Origin of the sequence: Qipengyuania algicida (genome assembly GCF_009828025.1) — a bacterium.
Taxonomy (GTDB): domain Bacteria; phylum Pseudomonadota; class Alphaproteobacteria; order Sphingomonadales; family Sphingomonadaceae; genus Qipengyuania; species Qipengyuania algicida.
The window spans coordinates 215,452-231,466 of record NZ_WTYA01000004.1; the positions used below are offsets into that span (position 1 = coordinate 215,452).

At 61.3% G+C, this 16,015-nt stretch carries 13 protein-coding genes; 4 read left to right on the forward strand and 9 right to left on the reverse strand.

Annotated elements, in window-relative coordinates; all coding sequences use genetic code 11:
* Positions 1 to 375, reverse strand: coding sequence for an NADH-quinone oxidoreductase subunit A (gene ndhC / locus GRI58_RS07005; protein ID WP_160752862.1), 375 nt, complete (start codon positions 373 to 375; stop codon positions 1 to 3).
* Positions 376 to 480: 105 nt separating this feature from the next.
* Complete coding sequence (locus GRI58_RS07010) at positions 481 to 1,911, reverse strand: coniferyl aldehyde dehydrogenase (protein WP_160752863.1); 1,431 nt, start codon at positions 1,909 to 1,911, stop codon at positions 481 to 483.
* 105 nt (positions 1,912 to 2,016) lie between these two features.
* Here GRI58_RS07010 and GRI58_RS07015 point away from each other — a divergent pair, with 105 nt between their 5' ends.
* Entirely contained in the window at positions 2,017 to 3,213 is a 1,197-nt protein-coding gene (locus GRI58_RS07015) for an acetyl-CoA C-acyltransferase (RefSeq protein ID WP_160752864.1), read from the forward strand.
* A 26-nt stretch (positions 3,214 to 3,239) separates the two neighbouring features.
* Here the strand turns inward: GRI58_RS07015 and GRI58_RS07020 are convergent, their stop codons facing one another.
* Positions 3,240 to 3,716: an SH3 domain-containing protein gene (locus GRI58_RS07020; RefSeq protein WP_160752865.1), complete on the reverse strand. Its 477-nt coding sequence runs from the start codon at positions 3,714 to 3,716 to the stop codon at positions 3,240 to 3,242.
* A gap of 113 nt (positions 3,717 to 3,829) precedes the next feature.
* Between GRI58_RS07020 and GRI58_RS07025 the strand changes: the two genes are divergently transcribed.
* Positions 3,830 to 4,834, forward strand: a complete 1,005-nt coding sequence (locus GRI58_RS07025; RefSeq protein ID WP_160752866.1) for a 2-hydroxyacid dehydrogenase — start codon at positions 3,830 to 3,832, stop codon at positions 4,832 to 4,834.
* An 11-nt stretch (positions 4,835 to 4,845) separates the two neighbouring features.
* Positions 4,846 to 5,274: a nuclear transport factor 2 family protein gene (locus GRI58_RS07030; protein ID WP_160752867.1), complete on the forward strand. Its 429-nt coding sequence runs from the start codon at positions 4,846 to 4,848 to the stop codon at positions 5,272 to 5,274.
* Positions 5,275 to 5,293: 19 nt separating this feature from the next.
* On the opposite strand, the gene GRI58_RS07035 is transcribed toward GRI58_RS07030, so the two are convergent.
* From GRI58_RS07035 to GRI58_RS07060, 6 genes are all read right to left on the reverse strand, one after another.
* On the reverse strand, positions 5,294 to 6,700 hold the full coding sequence (locus GRI58_RS07035) for an NAD(P)H-dependent flavin oxidoreductase (protein ID WP_160752868.1): 1,407 nt from the start codon (positions 6,698 to 6,700) through the stop codon (positions 5,294 to 5,296).
* Positions 6,701 to 6,731: 31 nt separating this feature from the next.
* Entirely contained in the window at positions 6,732 to 7,475 is a 744-nt protein-coding gene (locus tag GRI58_RS07040) for a class I SAM-dependent methyltransferase (RefSeq protein WP_160752869.1), read from the reverse strand.
* Positions 7,475 to 8,602, reverse strand: a complete 1,128-nt coding sequence (gene prfB / locus GRI58_RS07045) for a peptide chain release factor 2 (protein WP_160752870.1) — start codon at positions 8,600 to 8,602, stop codon at positions 7,475 to 7,477. The genes GRI58_RS07040 and prfB overlap by 1 nt, the downstream gene beginning before the upstream one ends.
* A 101-nt stretch (positions 8,603 to 8,703) precedes the next feature.
* The gene (locus tag GRI58_RS07050) at positions 8,704 to 9,258 is read right to left on the reverse strand and encodes a peroxiredoxin (RefSeq protein WP_160752871.1); all 555 of its coding nucleotides are present in this window, start codon (positions 9,256 to 9,258) and stop codon (positions 8,704 to 8,706) included.
* A gap of 78 nt (positions 9,259 to 9,336) precedes the next feature.
* Positions 9,337 to 11,850 carry a penicillin-binding protein 1A gene (locus GRI58_RS07055; RefSeq protein WP_160752872.1) on the reverse strand — a complete coding sequence of 838 codons (2,514 nt, stop codon included), beginning with the start codon at positions 11,848 to 11,850 and terminating at the stop codon, positions 9,337 to 9,339.
* 92 nt (positions 11,851 to 11,942) lie between these two features.
* On the reverse strand, positions 11,943 to 12,863 hold the full coding sequence (locus tag GRI58_RS07060; protein WP_237452158.1) for an N-acetylmuramoyl-L-alanine amidase family protein: 921 nt from the start codon (positions 12,861 to 12,863) through the stop codon (positions 11,943 to 11,945).
* Between the two features lie 404 nt (positions 12,864 to 13,267).
* Here GRI58_RS07060 and GRI58_RS07065 point away from each other — a divergent pair, with 404 nt between their 5' ends.
* Entirely contained in the window at positions 13,268 to 16,003 is a 2,736-nt protein-coding gene (locus GRI58_RS07065; protein WP_160752873.1) for an Rne/Rng family ribonuclease, read from the forward strand.
* The last annotated feature ends 12 nt before the right edge of the window (positions 16,004 to 16,015 follow it).

Consider the following 16,015-nt stretch of genomic DNA (forward strand, 5'->3'; position numbering starts at 1 on the left):
TCATTCCCACTCCAGTGCGCCGACTTTCCAGGCGTAAGCGTATCCGATGATAAGCTCGAACAGGAAAACCATCATGGTGATCCACCCTGCCCAGCCGGTGAATTCGAGGCTCACCGCCCAAGGAAACAGAAAGGCCGCTTCGAGGTCGAATACGATAAAGAGAATCGCGATCAGATAGAAACGCACATCGAACTGGCTGCGCGGATCCTCGAATGCAGGAAAGCCGCATTCATATTCCGACAACTTCGCCTCTTCCGGGCGATGCGCTCCGGTCAGTCGTGCAACACCCATCGGCAGGAACACGAACAGGGCCGACAGCCCACCGGCGATGAACAGAAAGATGAGGATCGGAAGATATTGCCCGAGATCGACCACGTATGAATCCTATGAAGCTAAGCGCTCTTCGCGCCCGCCTCTAGGCCCGGTGTCCGCGCGGTGCAAGGGTGTGTCCGATGCAAACCCCGACACCGCGATTGCAACCTATTTCATCATGCCCTTGACCGCCTTCTCGGTCGCAGGGCCATAAGGCGGCTTGAACCCGCCGAGCTTCGCGACGTCGATCTTTGGCTGGGTATAGACGCTGCGCGCATGGCTGAACTCGCGGAAACCTTCGATCCCGTGGTAGCTTCCCATGCCGGACGGCCCCACCCCACCGAACGGCAGATCCTCCATCGAAACGTGGAAAATCACGTCGTTGACGGTGACGCCGCCCGAAATCGTCCGAGTGAGCACCTGCTCGCGCTCGCGCGAATCTTCGCCGAAGTAATAGAGGCCAAGCGGGCGATCGTGCTGGTTGACGTAGTCTACCGCTTCATCGATCGCACGATACGTCTTGACCGGGAGGACCGGCCCGAAAATTTCTTCCTGCATCGCTTTCATGTCGTCGGTGACATTGCGCAGGATGGTGAGCGGCATCTTGCGGGCGTTCGTGCTGGAGAAATCCTCATTGCCCGGATTGACCTCGATCACTTCCGCGCCCTTCTCGCGCGCATCCTCGACCAGCCCTTTAAGTCGATCGAAGTGCCGGTCCGATACCACCGAGGCATAATCCTCGTTCTCCAGCAGAGTGGGATACATGTTGGCGGTGCCCTGCCATACGCCATGCACGGCCTCGTCCGCCTTTTCCTCCGGCACATAGAGGTAATCCGGCGCAAGGCAGATCTGACCGGCATTCATCATCTTGCCGAGCGCGATCCGCTCGCCAGCCTTGGCGAAATCGGCACTTCGGCCAAGAAAGACCGGACTTTTGCCGCCCAGTTCCAGCGTTACGGGCACGAGATTTTCCGCCGCAGCCTGCATGACCTTGCGACCGGTCGCGGTCGATCCGGTGAATACGAGGTGGTCGAAAGGCAGCGTGCTGAAGGCATGGGCCACTTCCGGGCCGCCAGTAAATACGGCACATTCATCCTCGGCGAATTGCTCGCGGACGAGCTTCTCCATCAGCTCGCTGGTCCGCTCGGTGAATTCAGATGGCTTCATCATCGCGCGGTTTCCCGCAGCGAACACCTGCATCAGCGGGCCGAAGCTCAGATTGACCGGAAAGTTCCACGGGCTGAGGATGCCGATGACGCCTTTCGGCTCATAGCGCAGTTCAGCCTTCGCCCCGAGCAAGCCCAGCGGGAATTGCACATGGCGCTTTTCCGGTTTCGCCCATTTCTCGAGGTGCTTGAGGCAGTATTTCCCGAAACCCACGGTTCCGGCGATATCGGTGATCATCGACTGATGCGGGCTGCGGCTGCCGAAATCGGCACTCATTGCGCGGCACAGTTCGTCGCCATTCTCGCTGAGCAGCTTCATTGCGCGCTCGATCCGGTTGCGGCGCAGGCTTATTGGTTCGGGACGCATCGCCCGATGTGCATCGCCCTGCTTACGCAGGACGGCTTCCATTTCCGCTTTCCGATCTTCCGCCATCGCTCTCTCCGTTTGCACTTGGCCCGCCGCGACACTAGATCGCCAGCGAACGAGTTTTCTCACTCAGTTGTTTTTTGAGACTAGCAGCTAAGGATACCCTTCACCATGGCCCAATTCAGCGCTTCCGATCCGATCGTCATCCTGTCCTACGCCCGCACCCCCATGGGCGGGATGCAGGGCGCGCTTGCCGATGTTTCCGCCACCGAGCTTGGCGCCACCGCAGTGAAGGCCGCCGTTGAGCGTTCGGGCGTTGCGCCGGACAAGTTCGACCGCGCCTATATGGGTTGCGTACTGCCAGCCGGCCTCGGCCAGGCACCTGCGCGTCAAGCGGCGATCAAGGCCGGCCTTCCCAAATCGGTCCAGGCGACGACGGTCAACAAGGTCTGCGGATCGGGGATGCAGACGGTCATTATGGGTGCAGAAGCGCTCGCAAGCGGCTCGATCGATTACGTCGTTTCTGGCGGGATGGAGAGCATGACCAACGCTCCCTACCTGCTCAAGAAGCATCGTTCGGGTGCGCGACTCGGCCATGACACGGCCTATGACCACATGTTCCTCGACGGTCTGGAAGACGCCTATGAGGAAGGCCGCGCCATGGGCACATTCGCGCAGGAAACCGCCAACGAATACCAGATGACGCGCGAGGAGATGGACGATTATTCCATCGAGAGCCTGCGCCGCGCCAATGAAGCGATTTCTTCAGGCGCCTTCGATGACGAAGTCGTCCCCGTCACTTTCACCACCCGTGCGGGCGAACAGACCGTCGACCATGACGAACAGCCCGGTCGCGGCAAGCCCGACAAGATCCCGACCCTGCGCCCGGCCTTTGCCAAGGACGGCACGATCACCGCAGCGACGTCCAGCTCGATTTCCGACGGTGCGGCCGCATTGGTGCTGACGCGTCAGAGTGTTGCTGGGGAGAATGGCCAGACACCGGTCGCGAAGATCGTCGGTCTTGCGGCCCATGCGCATGAGCCCTCGAAGTTCACCACCGCTCCGATCGGCGCGATCGAGAAGGTGCTGAAGCAAGCCGGCTGGACCGCCGACGAGGTCGACCTGTGGGAAGTCAACGAAGCGTTCGCCTGCGTCGCCATGTTCGCGATGCGCGACATCGGCATCCCGCACGACAAGATCAACGTCAATGGCGGCGGCACCGCGCTTGGGCACCCTATCGGCGCCAGCGGCGCGCGGATCATCGTCACCCTGCTCAACGCGCTCAAGCGTCAGGGCAAGAAGCGCGGCGTTGCGAGCCTTTGCATTGGTGGCGGTGAAGCCACGGCGGTGGCTGTCGAAATCGTCTGACGAATCGAACTACCCCTGTCGGGGCGTCAGGGTTCGCCCGCGCCCCACAGGTGGCTGGCTTCGACCCAGCCCTCGCGCTTACCGACTCGTAATTCGCACCAGCCATCGGAACAGCTTCCGAGCTTGCCAACGACACCCGGCGCCACACGCCAGCGCAGCCGCGAATCGGATGATGGCCCGGCGCGCATGGCTGTCGGTTCCTTGCCGATGACAACAGCGCCGTGATCAGGGCTCAGTAGCCGGGACGCAACCCAGCCTTCGTCACCCGCAGGATCGCGCACCAGCCTCCATGCCTGATGGACGCGGATGACTTTCATCGGCAAGCCAGGTCGTTGATAGACCCACGAAATCGGATAATCCGGGCTCGGTCCAACGCGCATGTTCAACTCGGTGGCGCTGTCGCGAATCGTTGCCCAATACGGCACGTCGCGGTCTTCCGCCGAAGCGGTCCCGGTGAGGCCAAGGGACAGAAGCGCCAAAATCGTGAAAAATCGAATGGTCATGCGGATACCGCCTTATCAAATCCTGCCGAGCTTTCGCAACATTGTCACTCAAGGAACCCTTGGCTCGCACATCCGCTTGACGATGACCCCACGCGCAGCCTAGCCCGACCACAATGCCTGCGCTTGGAAAACCCCTCGGTCACACCCCTCGCGTGATCGTCACGCGCCACCTCATGCCTGAGGTCGAATTGCGGATGGCCGAGCTGTTCCATGCAGAGCTCAACACGTTCGACGAGCCTTTTTCTCGCGAGACCCTCATCGATGCGATCAGTCGATGCGATGTGCTCGTCCCTACGGTTACAGACAGGATCGATGCCGATCTGCTCGATCGGGCCGGGCCGGATCTCAAGCTCATCGCCAACTTTGGCGCGGGGACAGATCATATCGATCTGGCAGCGGCGGCGGCGCGGAAGATCATCGTGACCAACACGCCCGGCGTCTTCACCGACGATACCGCCGATATCGCGATGCAGATGATTATCGGTATCCCGCGCCGGGTCCGCGAAGGTGTGGCACTGGTCCGTCGCGGTGAATGGGGCGGATGGGCGCCGAGCGAGCTGCTCGGCCGCAAGCTATCGGGCAAAATCCTCGGCATCGTCGGGATGGGCCGGATCGGGCAGGCGGTGGCCTATCGCGCACGCGCGTTTGGGCTGCGGATCGCCTATCACAATCGCAAACCCCTGCCTGAAGCGCTCGAGAACATGCTGGACGCACGGTACGTGCCCTCGCTCGACGAGTTGCTCGGGCAAGCCGATATCCTTTCTTTGCACTGTCCGGCCAGCCCGCAAACCAGGCATATGATCGACGCCCGACGTATCGAATTGATGCGCGAGGGCGCATGCCTCATCAACACGGCAAGGGGCGATCTGGTCGATCAGGATGCGATGATCGCGGCGCTCGAAGCGGGTCGCCTCGCCGGGGCCGGGCTCGACGTCTATCCCGATGAGCCGAATGTCGATCCGCGCCTGCTGGCCATTCCCAATGTCATGACCCTGCCCCATATCGGCAGCGCCACGCGCGAGGGGCGCGAAGAATCGGGAATGAAAGTCATCGCCAACATCCGTATCTGGGCCGATGGCCATCGCCCGCCCGATCAGGTGCTTACCGGACTTTCCTGAGGGGCAGAGCAATGGACGAGTTCACCTCGCGCATCGAAGCGCTGGAACATCGCTGGATGCGCGCATGGATGCAGCGCGACCGCAACCAGATGAAGGCTCTCGCCGCGCGAGATTTCATCGTCCTGTTCGGGGCACATCCGCCTGCCATGCTGGACCGACCAAGCTGGCTTGAAGCCGCCACGACCGGGTTACGCTGCAAGGCCTATCGGTTCGAGGAAGTCTATGTCAGGCGGCACGGACCGGTTGCCGTGTTCTCGACACAGATGACGATCGAGGCGGAGATCGGAAACCACGAATGGTCCGGCCAGGTATGGGTGACCGATCTGTGGAAACGCTCGATGAGCCGCCGAAAATGGCGGTTGATCGAACGATCGCTGGCGCGCCCTGATTCGGACGTACGACTGGCAAAGGAAATCCGCGCGATGCAGCTCTGGCGCTGACCGGCGCCTTAGCCAAGGCTCAGTCCCCGGTCAGGATACGATCGACCAATTGCTTCACCGAGGGCGTGAAATTGTTCGAATAGAACGGGTCCTGCTTGAAGCGATAGGCCGCATGGCCAGCGAACATCAGATTGTCGTCGACCGGCCCGTCATGGGCGATTTCCTGTAGCGTCTTCTGGATGCAGAAGCTGCGCGGATCGGCGAGCCGTCCGGTGGTGTAATCGCCATGGTCCTTCCAGCTGGAAAACTGGCAATGGCTCAAGCAGCCCATGCAGTCCTTCTGGTCGGTGCGGATTTCGTCGCGACTGGCGGGAGTGACATAGACGATCGTATCGTCGGGCGTCTTGAGCGCCTCTGTATAACCTTCACCGAACCACGCCTTGGCACGTTCGTAATCGGCCGGTGCGACCCAGAAATTCTTGCCCCGCACACCGACGTCGAGCTGACGGGTGTGCACGCCCGCCTCGACCTTGCTGTAGGGAATCTGGCGCTCCGAGCGATGGATCAGGTCCCACAGGAAATCGTTCTTCACTGCGCTGGAGTAAAAACCGGTCGGGCTGAAACGGTGGAGCAGAATATCGCCTTCGTCGAGTTCGCGAAGCCGGTCTTTCCATGCCTGCGGGATGGGGCTTTCCTCGGTCAGCAGCGGGCGCGTGCCGAATTGGAATGCGATCTTGCCCAGTTCGGGATTGTCGATCCAGTCGTTCCACTCGCGCAGGTACCAGACGCCGCCTGCCATCACGATTGCGGTATCTTCCGACACGCCTTCGTTGCGCATTGTTTCGCGCAGTGCCTTAACGCGCGGATAGGGATCTTCCGGCTTGGTCGGATCCTCGGCATTGGACAGACCATTGTGTCCACCCGCCAGCCACGGATCCTCGTAGACCACCGCCGCCATAAGATCGGCAACCTTGTTGTAGCTACGCTTCCACAAGGCGCGAAAAGCACGCGCGGAACTCACGATGGGGAGATAATGAACGTCGAAACGCGCCGCGATCTCCGCGAGGCGATAGGGCATACCAGCCCCACAAGTGACACCGGTCACCAGCCCGCGCGTGCGTTCCAGCACGCCTTCGAGCACTTCCTGCGCCCCGCCCATTTCCCACAGGACGTTGATATTGATTGCGCCCTTGCCGCTCGCAATATCGTAAGCGCGCTTCACCTGCTCGGTCGCGCCGTCAATGGCATAGCGGATGAGCTGTTCATGGCGTTCGCGGCGAGTCAGCTGCTCGTAGATCTGAGGGATAATCTTGCCCTCGGCATCATAACTGTCCGCGTTCACGGCGCTGACCGTGCCGATACCCCCGGCAGCGGCCCATGCGCCCGAACTGGTGTGGTTGGTCGCCGAAACGCCCTTGCCGCCTTCGATAAGCGGCCAGACCTCACGTCCGCCGTAGGAAATGGGCTGGAGCCCTTTGAATGCCATCTCGCGTTACTTTCTCAAGGATTGATGCCGATTATTCGGCGTTCGTACCTTCATGTGCCTGATTTGCGGCACTGCGGCACGGTTTTATCTGTTCCGGTTGCGGTCTCTTAGCCGCTCTGGCGAATTGTGCATAGTACCCCGCCAAATGCGGTGAATCCTTAAACGCGACGAGCTTGTAGCCAACCGCCTGAAATTCACACACCAGCAGCATCGGCGGGATGCCATGCTGGCTGGTCGGACGGTCGACATCGACCACAACCACTTCGCCATCTTTTTTCAGGGACGGCCACATGTTCCACAGGAATGCATAAGGCTCTGCAATTTCATGATACATGTGGACCATGAAAATACGGTCGAAACTGTTGTTCGGCAGCTTCGGATCATCCGGGACTCCCAGCTTGATCGAAACATTATCGAGCCGGTCGCGAACAACGCGATTGCCGAGACGCGTCAGCACCTCGCGGTTGATGTCCTCGGCCAGAACGCGGCCCTTGGCACCGACGCGATCGGCCAAGCGCACGGTATAATAGCCCTCGCCCGCACCGATATCGGCGACCACCATGCCCTTTTCGATTCCAGCGAGATCCATGACAGTTTCCGCTTCGCCGCGCCGATCGCGCTGGTCTTCGGTGGAAAACTGCGTGGCTCCAGGCTGGGATACAGGTCGGTCAGCTCGAGGGAATGAACGCGCGTTTTCGGGACGGTCGGTATCGGACCGATGACATCCGGCCAGCAGCGCAATCGATGCCAACAGCGCGATGCTGCCAGTCCTCATTACTCGACGTCCTCGACCTCTACCGTCTCGCCTGTCACCTTCTGCGCCAATGCCGCGGAAATAAAGGGATCGAGCGCGCCATCGAGCACATCGTCGGGCGTCGGCGATGTCACGCCGGTGCGCAAATCCTTCACCATCTGGTACGGCTGGAGGACGTAGCTCCTGATCTGGTGCCCCCAGCCGATGTCGCTCTTGGCGGAATGTTCGGCGCTCGCGACTTCCTCGCGTCTGCGCATTTCCGCCTCGAACAGGCGCGCCTTCAACATTCCCATCGCCGTTGCGCGGTTCTTGTGCTGGCTGCGGTCGTTCTGGCTGGCGACAACGATTCCGCTGGGCATATGGGTGATGCGGACTGCCGAGTCAGTGGTATTGACGTGCTGCCCACCCGCGCCGCTGGCGCGATAGGTGTCTATCTTGAGGTCGCCCTCGTTGATCTCGATATCGATATCATCGTCGATGACCGGATAGACCCAGACCGAACTGAAGCTGGTGTGCCGCCTTGCCGAGCTGTCATAAGGGCTGATGCGCACGAGACGGTGCACGCCGCTTTCGGTCTTGGCATAGCCGTAGGCATTTTCGCCCTTGAGCAGCAGCGTCGCGGATTTGATCCCGGCGGCTTCGCCCGCCTGATACTCGACCGTCTCGACCTTGAAGCCGCGCCGTTCGGCCCAGCGGGCGTACATGCGCAGCAGCATCTCGGCCCAGTCCTGGCTCTCGGTGCCCCCTGCCCCGGCATGGATTTCGAGGAATGTGTCGTTGCCGTCGACTTCGCCCGAAAGGAGCGCCTGAACCTTGTCCGAATCGGCCCGGTCAGCGAGCCGCGACAGGCTCGCCAGTCCTTCGGCCACAACATCCTCGTCGCCCTCGGCATCGCCCAGTTCAACGAACTCGACCGCGTCGGACATTTCGGAAGAGATTTCGCGCACTGTTCCGATGGCGCTTTCGAGCTTGCGCCGCTCGCGCATCACGCTCTCGGCTTCCTTAGGGTCGTCCCATAAGGTGGGGTCCTCGACACGGGCGTTCAGCTCATCAAGCCGACGCAACGCGCGCTCCCAGTCGAGCGACTGGCGCACCAGCGACAGCGCGGCTTCGATCCGATCGATATGGGCCTGCCCTTCGGCACGCATGACGAATACTCCTGAATAGGTCGAAAAATGCGCCTAGCGCAGCAAAGCGGCAGGGGAAAGCGCTGCCAGTCAAAGCAGCGACATCCACCGGGCGTGCATGCTTACTTGTGGTGGAGCTTTTGCACCGCGGCAAGGCTGCGCGAAATGTGCCCGATCGGGCTCATATTCGTATAGGCATCGACGATATTGCCCTTGCGATCGATCACATAGGTGGTGCGATTCGTGTAGCTGGTGGCGCTGCCATCGGGCTTCTTGAGCACGACGTCATACTCTTTGACCACCGCCGGACTGGCCGAAGCGACGGTAAACTGCCCTGCGCATTTTTCCGCCGAGAATTTTTCGAGCTGGTCGGTATTGCCGGCCGTCATGCCGATGACGGTTGCTCCAGCGGCGGTGAAATCTTTCATCTTCTCGGCGAAAGCGTGGGCTTCCGCATTGCATCCCGGCGTAAACGCGGCGGGGAAGAAATACAGTACCACAGGCCCTTTCTTGAGCGCGTTAGCGAGGTTGACGGTCACCGGCTTGCCAGCACGTGCGCCCTGCGTGGTAAAATCGGGCGCGTGATTGCCTGGGGCCAGTTCGGCAACGGCGGGACCAACTGCGACCAGCGAAGCGGCGGCAAAAGCAGCGGCGGCGAACTTGCGGAAATTGTTCATGGCACCATCATGGACCTTCTTGCGTGAAGTGCCAAGTCCCTACGCATAAGGGCACCGAAACCGCAATCCGATCCAACGTCAGTAAATGCCGCCCTGCTCTTCGACGAAATCGCCAGGGGCGCCATTGCCATTAGAGTTTTGGTTGCGCTGCCCTTCCTCCGCGCGGCGGATCAGGTCGAGGATTTCCTCGCGCCGGGCGGCGATCTGGTCCTGCCGCGTCCCGCGCGGCGGGGCAGTATCGGGCTTGAACGCTTCCCAGATAACCGGCGCCTTGATCGCATCCGATGGCGTGCCTTCAAAGACCTTCTTGCCGGTCACGCGGTCGATCTTGACCATTCGAATACCCGGCGGGGCGACGAAATCTTCCGACGTCCAGCGATCCTTCGTTGCTTCGACCAGATATTTGAAGATCGGCGCGGCCGTATTGCCGCCCTGCACCCAGCCACCAAGATTGCGCGGCTGGTCGAAGCCGACATACATGCCCGCAATCAGGTCGGGCGAGCCGCCCACGAACCATGCGTTGGTTGGACCCGAAGTCGTGCCGGTCTTGCCGAAGATCGGCAGATCGAGCGAGCGCAGGCGGATCGCGGTGCCGCGCTGCACCACGCCTTGCAGCATGTGCACCACCTGAAAGGCAGTGCGCGGATCCATAACCTGTTGCCCCCAAACGCCCAGGCGCGGCATCGGTTTGCCATCCCATTCGGGCATGTTGCAGCCGGTGCAGGGCCGGTTGTCAGCCTTCCAGATCACCTTTCCACGGCGATCCTGGACATAATCGATCACCGTGCCTTCGCCGTGCTTGCGGCCCCAGTTGGCAAAGGCGGTGTAGCCAGCCACCATTCGCTGCACGGTCGTATCGCCAGCGCCCAGCGCAAAGGAAAGATACGGTTTATAGTCACCGATCCCCATGCGCTTGAAGGTGTTGATGACATTGGGCATCCCGACGTCGGCAGCGATATGCACCGTCATCAGGTTGCGGCTCTGCTCGAGGCCCCACCGCATCGTGTGCACGCCGCCGCCACCTTCATTGGCGAAATTGCGAAAGCATTTGTCGCCCAATGCCGCACCCTGATAGACGCAATAAGGCGTGTCGGGCACTTCGGTCGCCGGGGTCATTCCGTGGTCGAGCGCGGTGGCGTAAACGAAGGGCTTGATCGTCGAACCGGGCTGGCGTTCCGCCTGCGTCGCACGGTTGAAACTGCCAAGGCGACTGTCGAACCCGCCCTGCATCGCCTTGATACGGCCCGTCTCCGGGTCTTCCAGCAGAATCGCACCCGACACTTCCGGTACGGTACGCACTGCGTATTCCGACCCTGACTTGGCCGCCGCGGTCACGTCCCCGACCTTCAGCGCGTCGGGCAGCCCCGTCAGCGGATAGGTCTTGCCGTCGATGAAACCGATCGTGGCGCTCGATCCGTTGCGCTTGGTGACAACGCCGATGCGCCAGTCCTTGTAATTGATACCGAGGTTCGATCCGCGAAGCTGGTCGGTCAGATCGCCCTTCGACGGGTCGAGATAGGCAATCGGCTTGCGCCACACTTTACCCGCAGCGTAGCGCAGCAACCCTGCCCTAAGCGCATCGCGCGCAGCATCCTGCAACTTCATGTCGAGCGAGGTCCGCACCCACAATCCGCCTGCGTAGACACTGTTGGGTCCATCTTCCGCGGTCTGGCCGTATTTGGCGATCAACTGTCGGCGGACATCCTCTATGAAATAGCCGGCATCGGCGTATCGCTCCACCTGCTGGGTCGCGAGCTGGATCGGCTTGGCGGCTTCGACGTTCTCTGTCTCACGCGAGATAAACCCGTTCTTGCGCATCTGGTCGAGAACGAAATTGCGCCGCGCAACGGCTTCCCGATAAAATTTCTTGCGCCCATATTTCTCGGGCGCCTTCGGCAGGATCGCAAGGAACGCCATCTGGTCGAGGTTGAGGTCGCCCACATCCTTGTTGAAATATGCCCGCGCAGCGGCCTGCACACCGAAACTGCGCCGTCCCAGCGCGATTTCGTTGAGATACAGGGTGATGATCTGCTCTTTGGTCAGCACACCTTCGATGCGATGTGCGAGTACCATTTCCTTGAGCTTGCGGGACACGGAATATTGATCGCCCAGCAGCAGGTTCTTGGCCACCTGCTGGGTAATCGTGGAACCACCCACCGCACGCTCATGCGAGCCGAATTTACGGACGTAGTCAAACACCGCACCCAGCGTCCCGAAGATGTCGACCCCTCCATGGGTGAAGAACGTCTTGTCTTCAGCGGAGATGAACGCTTCTATCAGCTTCGGCGGCAAGTCCTGGTACTGCAGCTGCACACGGCGCTCGCGAGCATAGGAGTAAACGATATTGCCATCGTCTCCGCGCACCATGGTCGGCAGCGGTGTTTCGTAATGCAGCAGCGAATCGGCATCGGGCAGATTGCGGGTCAAGGCGATCCATCCTGCTGTCAGTGCCAGGACGAATATGACGACAAGGATCGTCAATACGCGAAACCAGCGCTTGGCGCGCCACGAAGTGCCAAACCACGCTTTCAGTCCGGCAAAATCACTGCGCAGGCGTTCACGCACCAGTGTCAGTCGCGAAGTATCGGCCATGTCCGTTCCGAGTGCGTCCCTCTAGTCCTTCCCGAGCGCCCCTAGCACGCCGGTTTCGCAAAGCGCCAGCCGCAAGCTGGTTACACCAGGCACTATTGCGCGTTCGCCGGAGCTGCAGCGCTGTCACTGCCAGCGTCTTTCCGGTCCATGAAGTAGATGCGCACCGCGCGTGCCAACACCCGCGCAACCGCGTTACGACCGGCAGGCGAGTTCAGGCGTTCCGCATCTGCTTCGTTGGTGATGAAGCCACTTTCGAACAACACCGAGGGCACATCGGGGGCGCGGAGCACCTCCAGCGTAGCGGAGTGCAATGGCTGGGAGTGGAAATCGATGACGCCCTTGCCTTCCTGCAGGATCAGCTTTGCAAATTTGTTCGACTGGGCCTGTGCGCGGCGCTGCGACAGGGCGACCAGGATCGAACTCACTGCATTGCTCTTGCCGTCGAGATCGAGACCGTTAACGTGATCGGAAGCGTTCTCGCGCGCGGCAAATCGGCGTGCAGCTGCATCCGATGCGCGGTTCGACAGCGTGTAGATACTTGCCCCTTCCACGCTGCCCTCATCTCCTGCTGAATCGGCATGGATCGACAGGAACAGGGACGCGCCGAGTTTGCGCGCTATTTCATAGCGCTCATCAAGCGGGAGAAACCGGTCGTCGGACCGGGTCAGCGCGACACGGACCCCGCCGTCCGCCAACAGGCGATCGCGCAGCGCCAAGGCGAGTCCGAGAACGACATTCTTTTCCTGCAGACCCTGCCCTTTGGCACCCAGATCGAAGCCGCCATGTCCGGGATCGATCACCACCAACGGCAAACTTGAATCGCGCGTTCCTTCCACTGCCGGCAAATCATACGGCAAGGCCTTGGGCAGGACGATCCGTTCGAAACGATTGTCGCCCTTCGCCGATACCAGCGCGGCCATTGCCGCATCCGGGCGAAACCCGGACACTGCGAGCCCGGTTGCCACAGCCGACAACGCCACCACGAGGTAAAGAAGAAACGCCAGCCTCATCATTAACCAAAGCAGATAGGGCGCAGAGCCCGATTGGCGCAATATAGTTGCCGCGAGAAACCCACGATGCTAGCGCATGCAAACTTAACGGGCGGCGATTATATTGCCCGTTGGCAGAGGGCTTAGCCGCGAGGGCAAGGCCGTAAATGACAGGTTGATGCAGAATATGAGCTGTTCCTCCCCCTTCCCACAGCTACGGGCCGCGGCCTGTGGCGGACGGGTTGCGGGCCGGACGCCGTCAGGGCGCAAGCCATTTTCTGCAGACACGACATTCCGCCCGCGTGCGCAGTTGCGCACCGGACGGCACCCTTTGACCGCGAGTCCGCGTTGCGGCGGCGGTTTTTCTAACATGACGCGCGACGCATATCCGGGGATTCATCCGGCCCGTCGCGCCTGGAGATTTGATAATGACAACGCGCATGTTGATCGACGCGCGCCACCCGGAAGAAACGCGGGTGGCTGTGCTCAAAGGCAACAGGATTGAAGAATTCGATTTTGAATCCGCTGACAAGAAGCAGATCAAAGGCAATATCTACCTCGCCAAGGTAACCCGCGTAGAACCATCGCTGCAGGCAGCTTTCGTCGATTTCGGCGGCAACCGGCACGGGTTCCTCGCTTTCAGCGAAATCCACCCCGATTATTACCAGATCCCGCGCGAAGACCGCGAAGCTCTGCTGGCCGCAGAAGCCGAAGCGGCCGAAGAAGAAGCACGCCTGCGCGACGAAGAAGAAGAGCGCGGCGATATGCCGGGCGAAGAATACGACGCTGACGAAGACAGTGCCGAATCTCTGGCCGAGGAATTCGCCGAGGATGGTCTCGAGGAAATAGACACTTCGGACAAGGATCACGTCTCGACCATCGAGGAAGGCCAGCTCGAAGGTGGCGAGGAAGACGACGACGACGGGAACGGCGAAAACGGCGAAGAAGATGCCGACAATGCCCGCTCCGGCAAACGCCGCGGTCGTGGCCGCCGCCAGGGCCGTGGTGGCCGTGCGCGCACCAAGGAAGTCGACGAAGCACGCGCCAAGCGTATGGCGCTGCGCCGCCGCTACAAGATCCAGGACGTTATCCAGCGTCGCCAGGTGCTGCTGGTGCAGGTGGTGAAGGAAGAGCGCGGCAACAAGGGCGCCGCACTGACCACCTACCTCAGCCTCGCAGGGCGCTACACCGTGTTGATGCCCAATTCGAGCCATGGTGGCGGGATCAGCCGCAAGATCAGCTCGGCCAGCGACCGCAAGCGGTTGAAGACAATCGTCGCGGATCTGACCCTGCCCAAATCGATGGGATTAATCGTGCGCACCGCCGGGCTCCAGCGCACCAAGACCGAGATCAAGCGCGACTTCGACTACCTCGCGCGACTCTGGGACGAAATCCGCGAAAAGACGCTGTCCTCCAGCGCACCGGCGCTGATCCATTCGGACAGCGATCTCATTAAACGTGCGATCCGTGACATCTACAACCGCGATATCGATGAAGTCGTGGTCGAGGGTGAGGAAGGCTACAAGTCGGCCAAGTCCTTCATGAAGATGCTGATGCCCAGCCATGCGCGGCGGGTGAAACCTTATGCCGACCCGGTGCCGCTGTTCCAGCGGTATGGCGCCGAGGACCAGCTCAAGGCGATGTACGATCCGGTGGTCCAGCTCAAATCGGGTGGCTATCTGGTGATCAATCCCACCGAGGCGCTGGTGTCGATCGACATCAATTCTGGTCGCTCGACCAAGGAACACGGGATCGAGCAGACTGCACTGTCGACCAATCTCGAAGCCGCGCGCGAAATCGCCCGCCAGCTACGGCTGCGCGACATGGCCGGGCTCGTCGTCATCGACTTTATCGATATGGAGCACAACTCCAACACCCGCAAAGTCGAGAAGGCGATGAAGGAAGCGCTCAAGAACGACCGGGCGCGCATTCAGGTCGGACGCATCTCGGGCTTCGGCCTGATGGAAATGAGCCGCCAGCGCCTGCGCACCGGCGTGCTCGAAGCAACCACCCGTTCCTGCCCGCACTGCGACGGCAGCGGGCTCGTACGTACCGCGTCCTCAGCAGCGCTGTCCGCGCTGCGCCTGATCGAGGACGAGGCGGCCAAGGGCAAGGGAACGCGCATCACCCTGTCGGCCAGCACCGAGGCGACCGTCTACCTGCTCAACGCAAAGCGCAGCGAGCTGGTCGAGATCGAACAACGCTACGGTGTCGAGGTCGAAGTCGTGCCCGAGGGCGAAGAAGAAGGCGCGAAGATGTCGATCGACAGCTCCGGCCCGCGCCCGACATCCGCGCCGAAGTTCGAGCCGATCGTCGACGATTTCGATGATGAGGACGAAGACGAGATCGAGGACGACGCAGCCGAGAATGAAGACAGCGAAGAAGGCGATCAGCGCAAAAAGCGCCGCCGTCGCCGTCGGGGTGGACGCAATCGGAGCAAGAATCGCGACCAGGGCGACGACAACCAGGAAGACAGCGACGATTCGTCCGATGGTGAGGGCGATGCCAGCGATACGACCGTCGAGCACAGCGATGAGGACAAGCCCCGCAAGCGCCGCCGCCGTGGTGGTCGCGGACGTCGGGGTGGTCGTGACAAGCGCGAGGACACGGCGAACGACACCTCTTCGGACGATGCCGAAACGGATAGCGCCGCGCTGGAGCCGGTTGCCGAGCAGGTCGAAGCAGATATGCCGGTAGTTGCGGGACCCGAAGGCGCTCCAGAAACAGCAGAGGCTACTGCCGAAGCGGAAAATCCCAAGCGGACCCGTCGACGCGCCCCGGCGAAAAAGGCTGACACCGATGCAGCCGCAAAGCAGGACGACAAGGCCGACGACGCGGAAAAGGCCGAAGCGCCGGCAAAGCCCAAGCGGACACGTCGCAAGAAGGCCGACACGGCTGACGAAGCCAAGGCCGAAACCGCGGAAAGCGCTGAGCCGACGGCGGAGGAAAAGCCCAAGCCCAAGCGGACCCGTCGCAAGAAGGCCGAAACGCCTGCGGCTGTCGAGACCGCGCCTGAAGAAGCGGCTCAGCCTGCACAAGCGCAATCAGGCGAGCAACCGCAGCAGACCGCTACATCGTCCACCGATGACGCTAATGCGGAGGGTGCCACAGACGGCTCGCCCCGGCGCGGCGGCTGGTGGCAGCGGACTTTCGGCAACCAATAGGAATTCTGGCGT

What these genes read in the sequence shown, in the direction of transcription:
- GRI58_RS07015 (WP_160752864.1), top strand. Translation starts at nt 2,017, where the DNA reads ATGGCCCAATTCAGCGCTTCCGATCCGATCGTCATCCTGTCCTACGCC.
- GRI58_RS07040 (WP_160752869.1), bottom strand. Translation starts at nt 7,475, where the DNA reads ATGAGGACTGGCAGCATCGCGCTGTTGGCATCGATTGCGCTGCTGGCC.
- GRI58_RS07055 (WP_160752872.1), bottom strand. Translation starts at nt 11,850, where the DNA reads ATGGCCGATACTTCGCGACTGACACTGGTGCGTGAACGCCTGCGCAGT.
- GRI58_RS07010 (WP_160752863.1), bottom strand. Translation starts at nt 1,911, where the DNA reads ATGGCGGAAGATCGGAAAGCGGAAATGGAAGCCGTCCTGCGTAAGCAG.
- GRI58_RS07035 (WP_160752868.1), bottom strand. Translation starts at nt 6,700, where the DNA reads ATGGCATTCAAAGGGCTCCAGCCCATTTCCTACGGCGGACGTGAGGTC.
- GRI58_RS07020 (WP_160752865.1), bottom strand. Translation starts at nt 3,716, where the DNA reads ATGACCATTCGATTTTTCACGATTTTGGCGCTTCTGTCCCTTGGCCTC.
- GRI58_RS07065 (WP_160752873.1), top strand. Translation starts at nt 13,268, where the DNA reads ATGACAACGCGCATGTTGATCGACGCGCGCCACCCGGAAGAAACGCGG.
- GRI58_RS07030 (WP_160752867.1), top strand. Translation starts at nt 4,846, where the DNA reads ATGGACGAGTTCACCTCGCGCATCGAAGCGCTGGAACATCGCTGGATG.
- GRI58_RS07060 (WP_237452158.1), bottom strand. Translation starts at nt 12,863, where the DNA reads ATGATGAGGCTGGCGTTTCTTCTTTACCTCGTGGTGGCGTTGTCGGCT.
- GRI58_RS07050 (WP_160752871.1), bottom strand. Translation starts at nt 9,258, where the DNA reads ATGAACAATTTCCGCAAGTTCGCCGCCGCTGCTTTTGCCGCCGCTTCG.
- GRI58_RS07025 (WP_160752866.1), top strand. Translation starts at nt 3,830, where the DNA reads ATGCCTGCGCTTGGAAAACCCCTCGGTCACACCCCTCGCGTGATCGTC.
- prfB (WP_160752870.1), bottom strand. Translation starts at nt 8,602, where the DNA reads ATGCGTGCCGAAGGGCAGGCCCATATCGATCGGATCGAAGCCGCGCTG.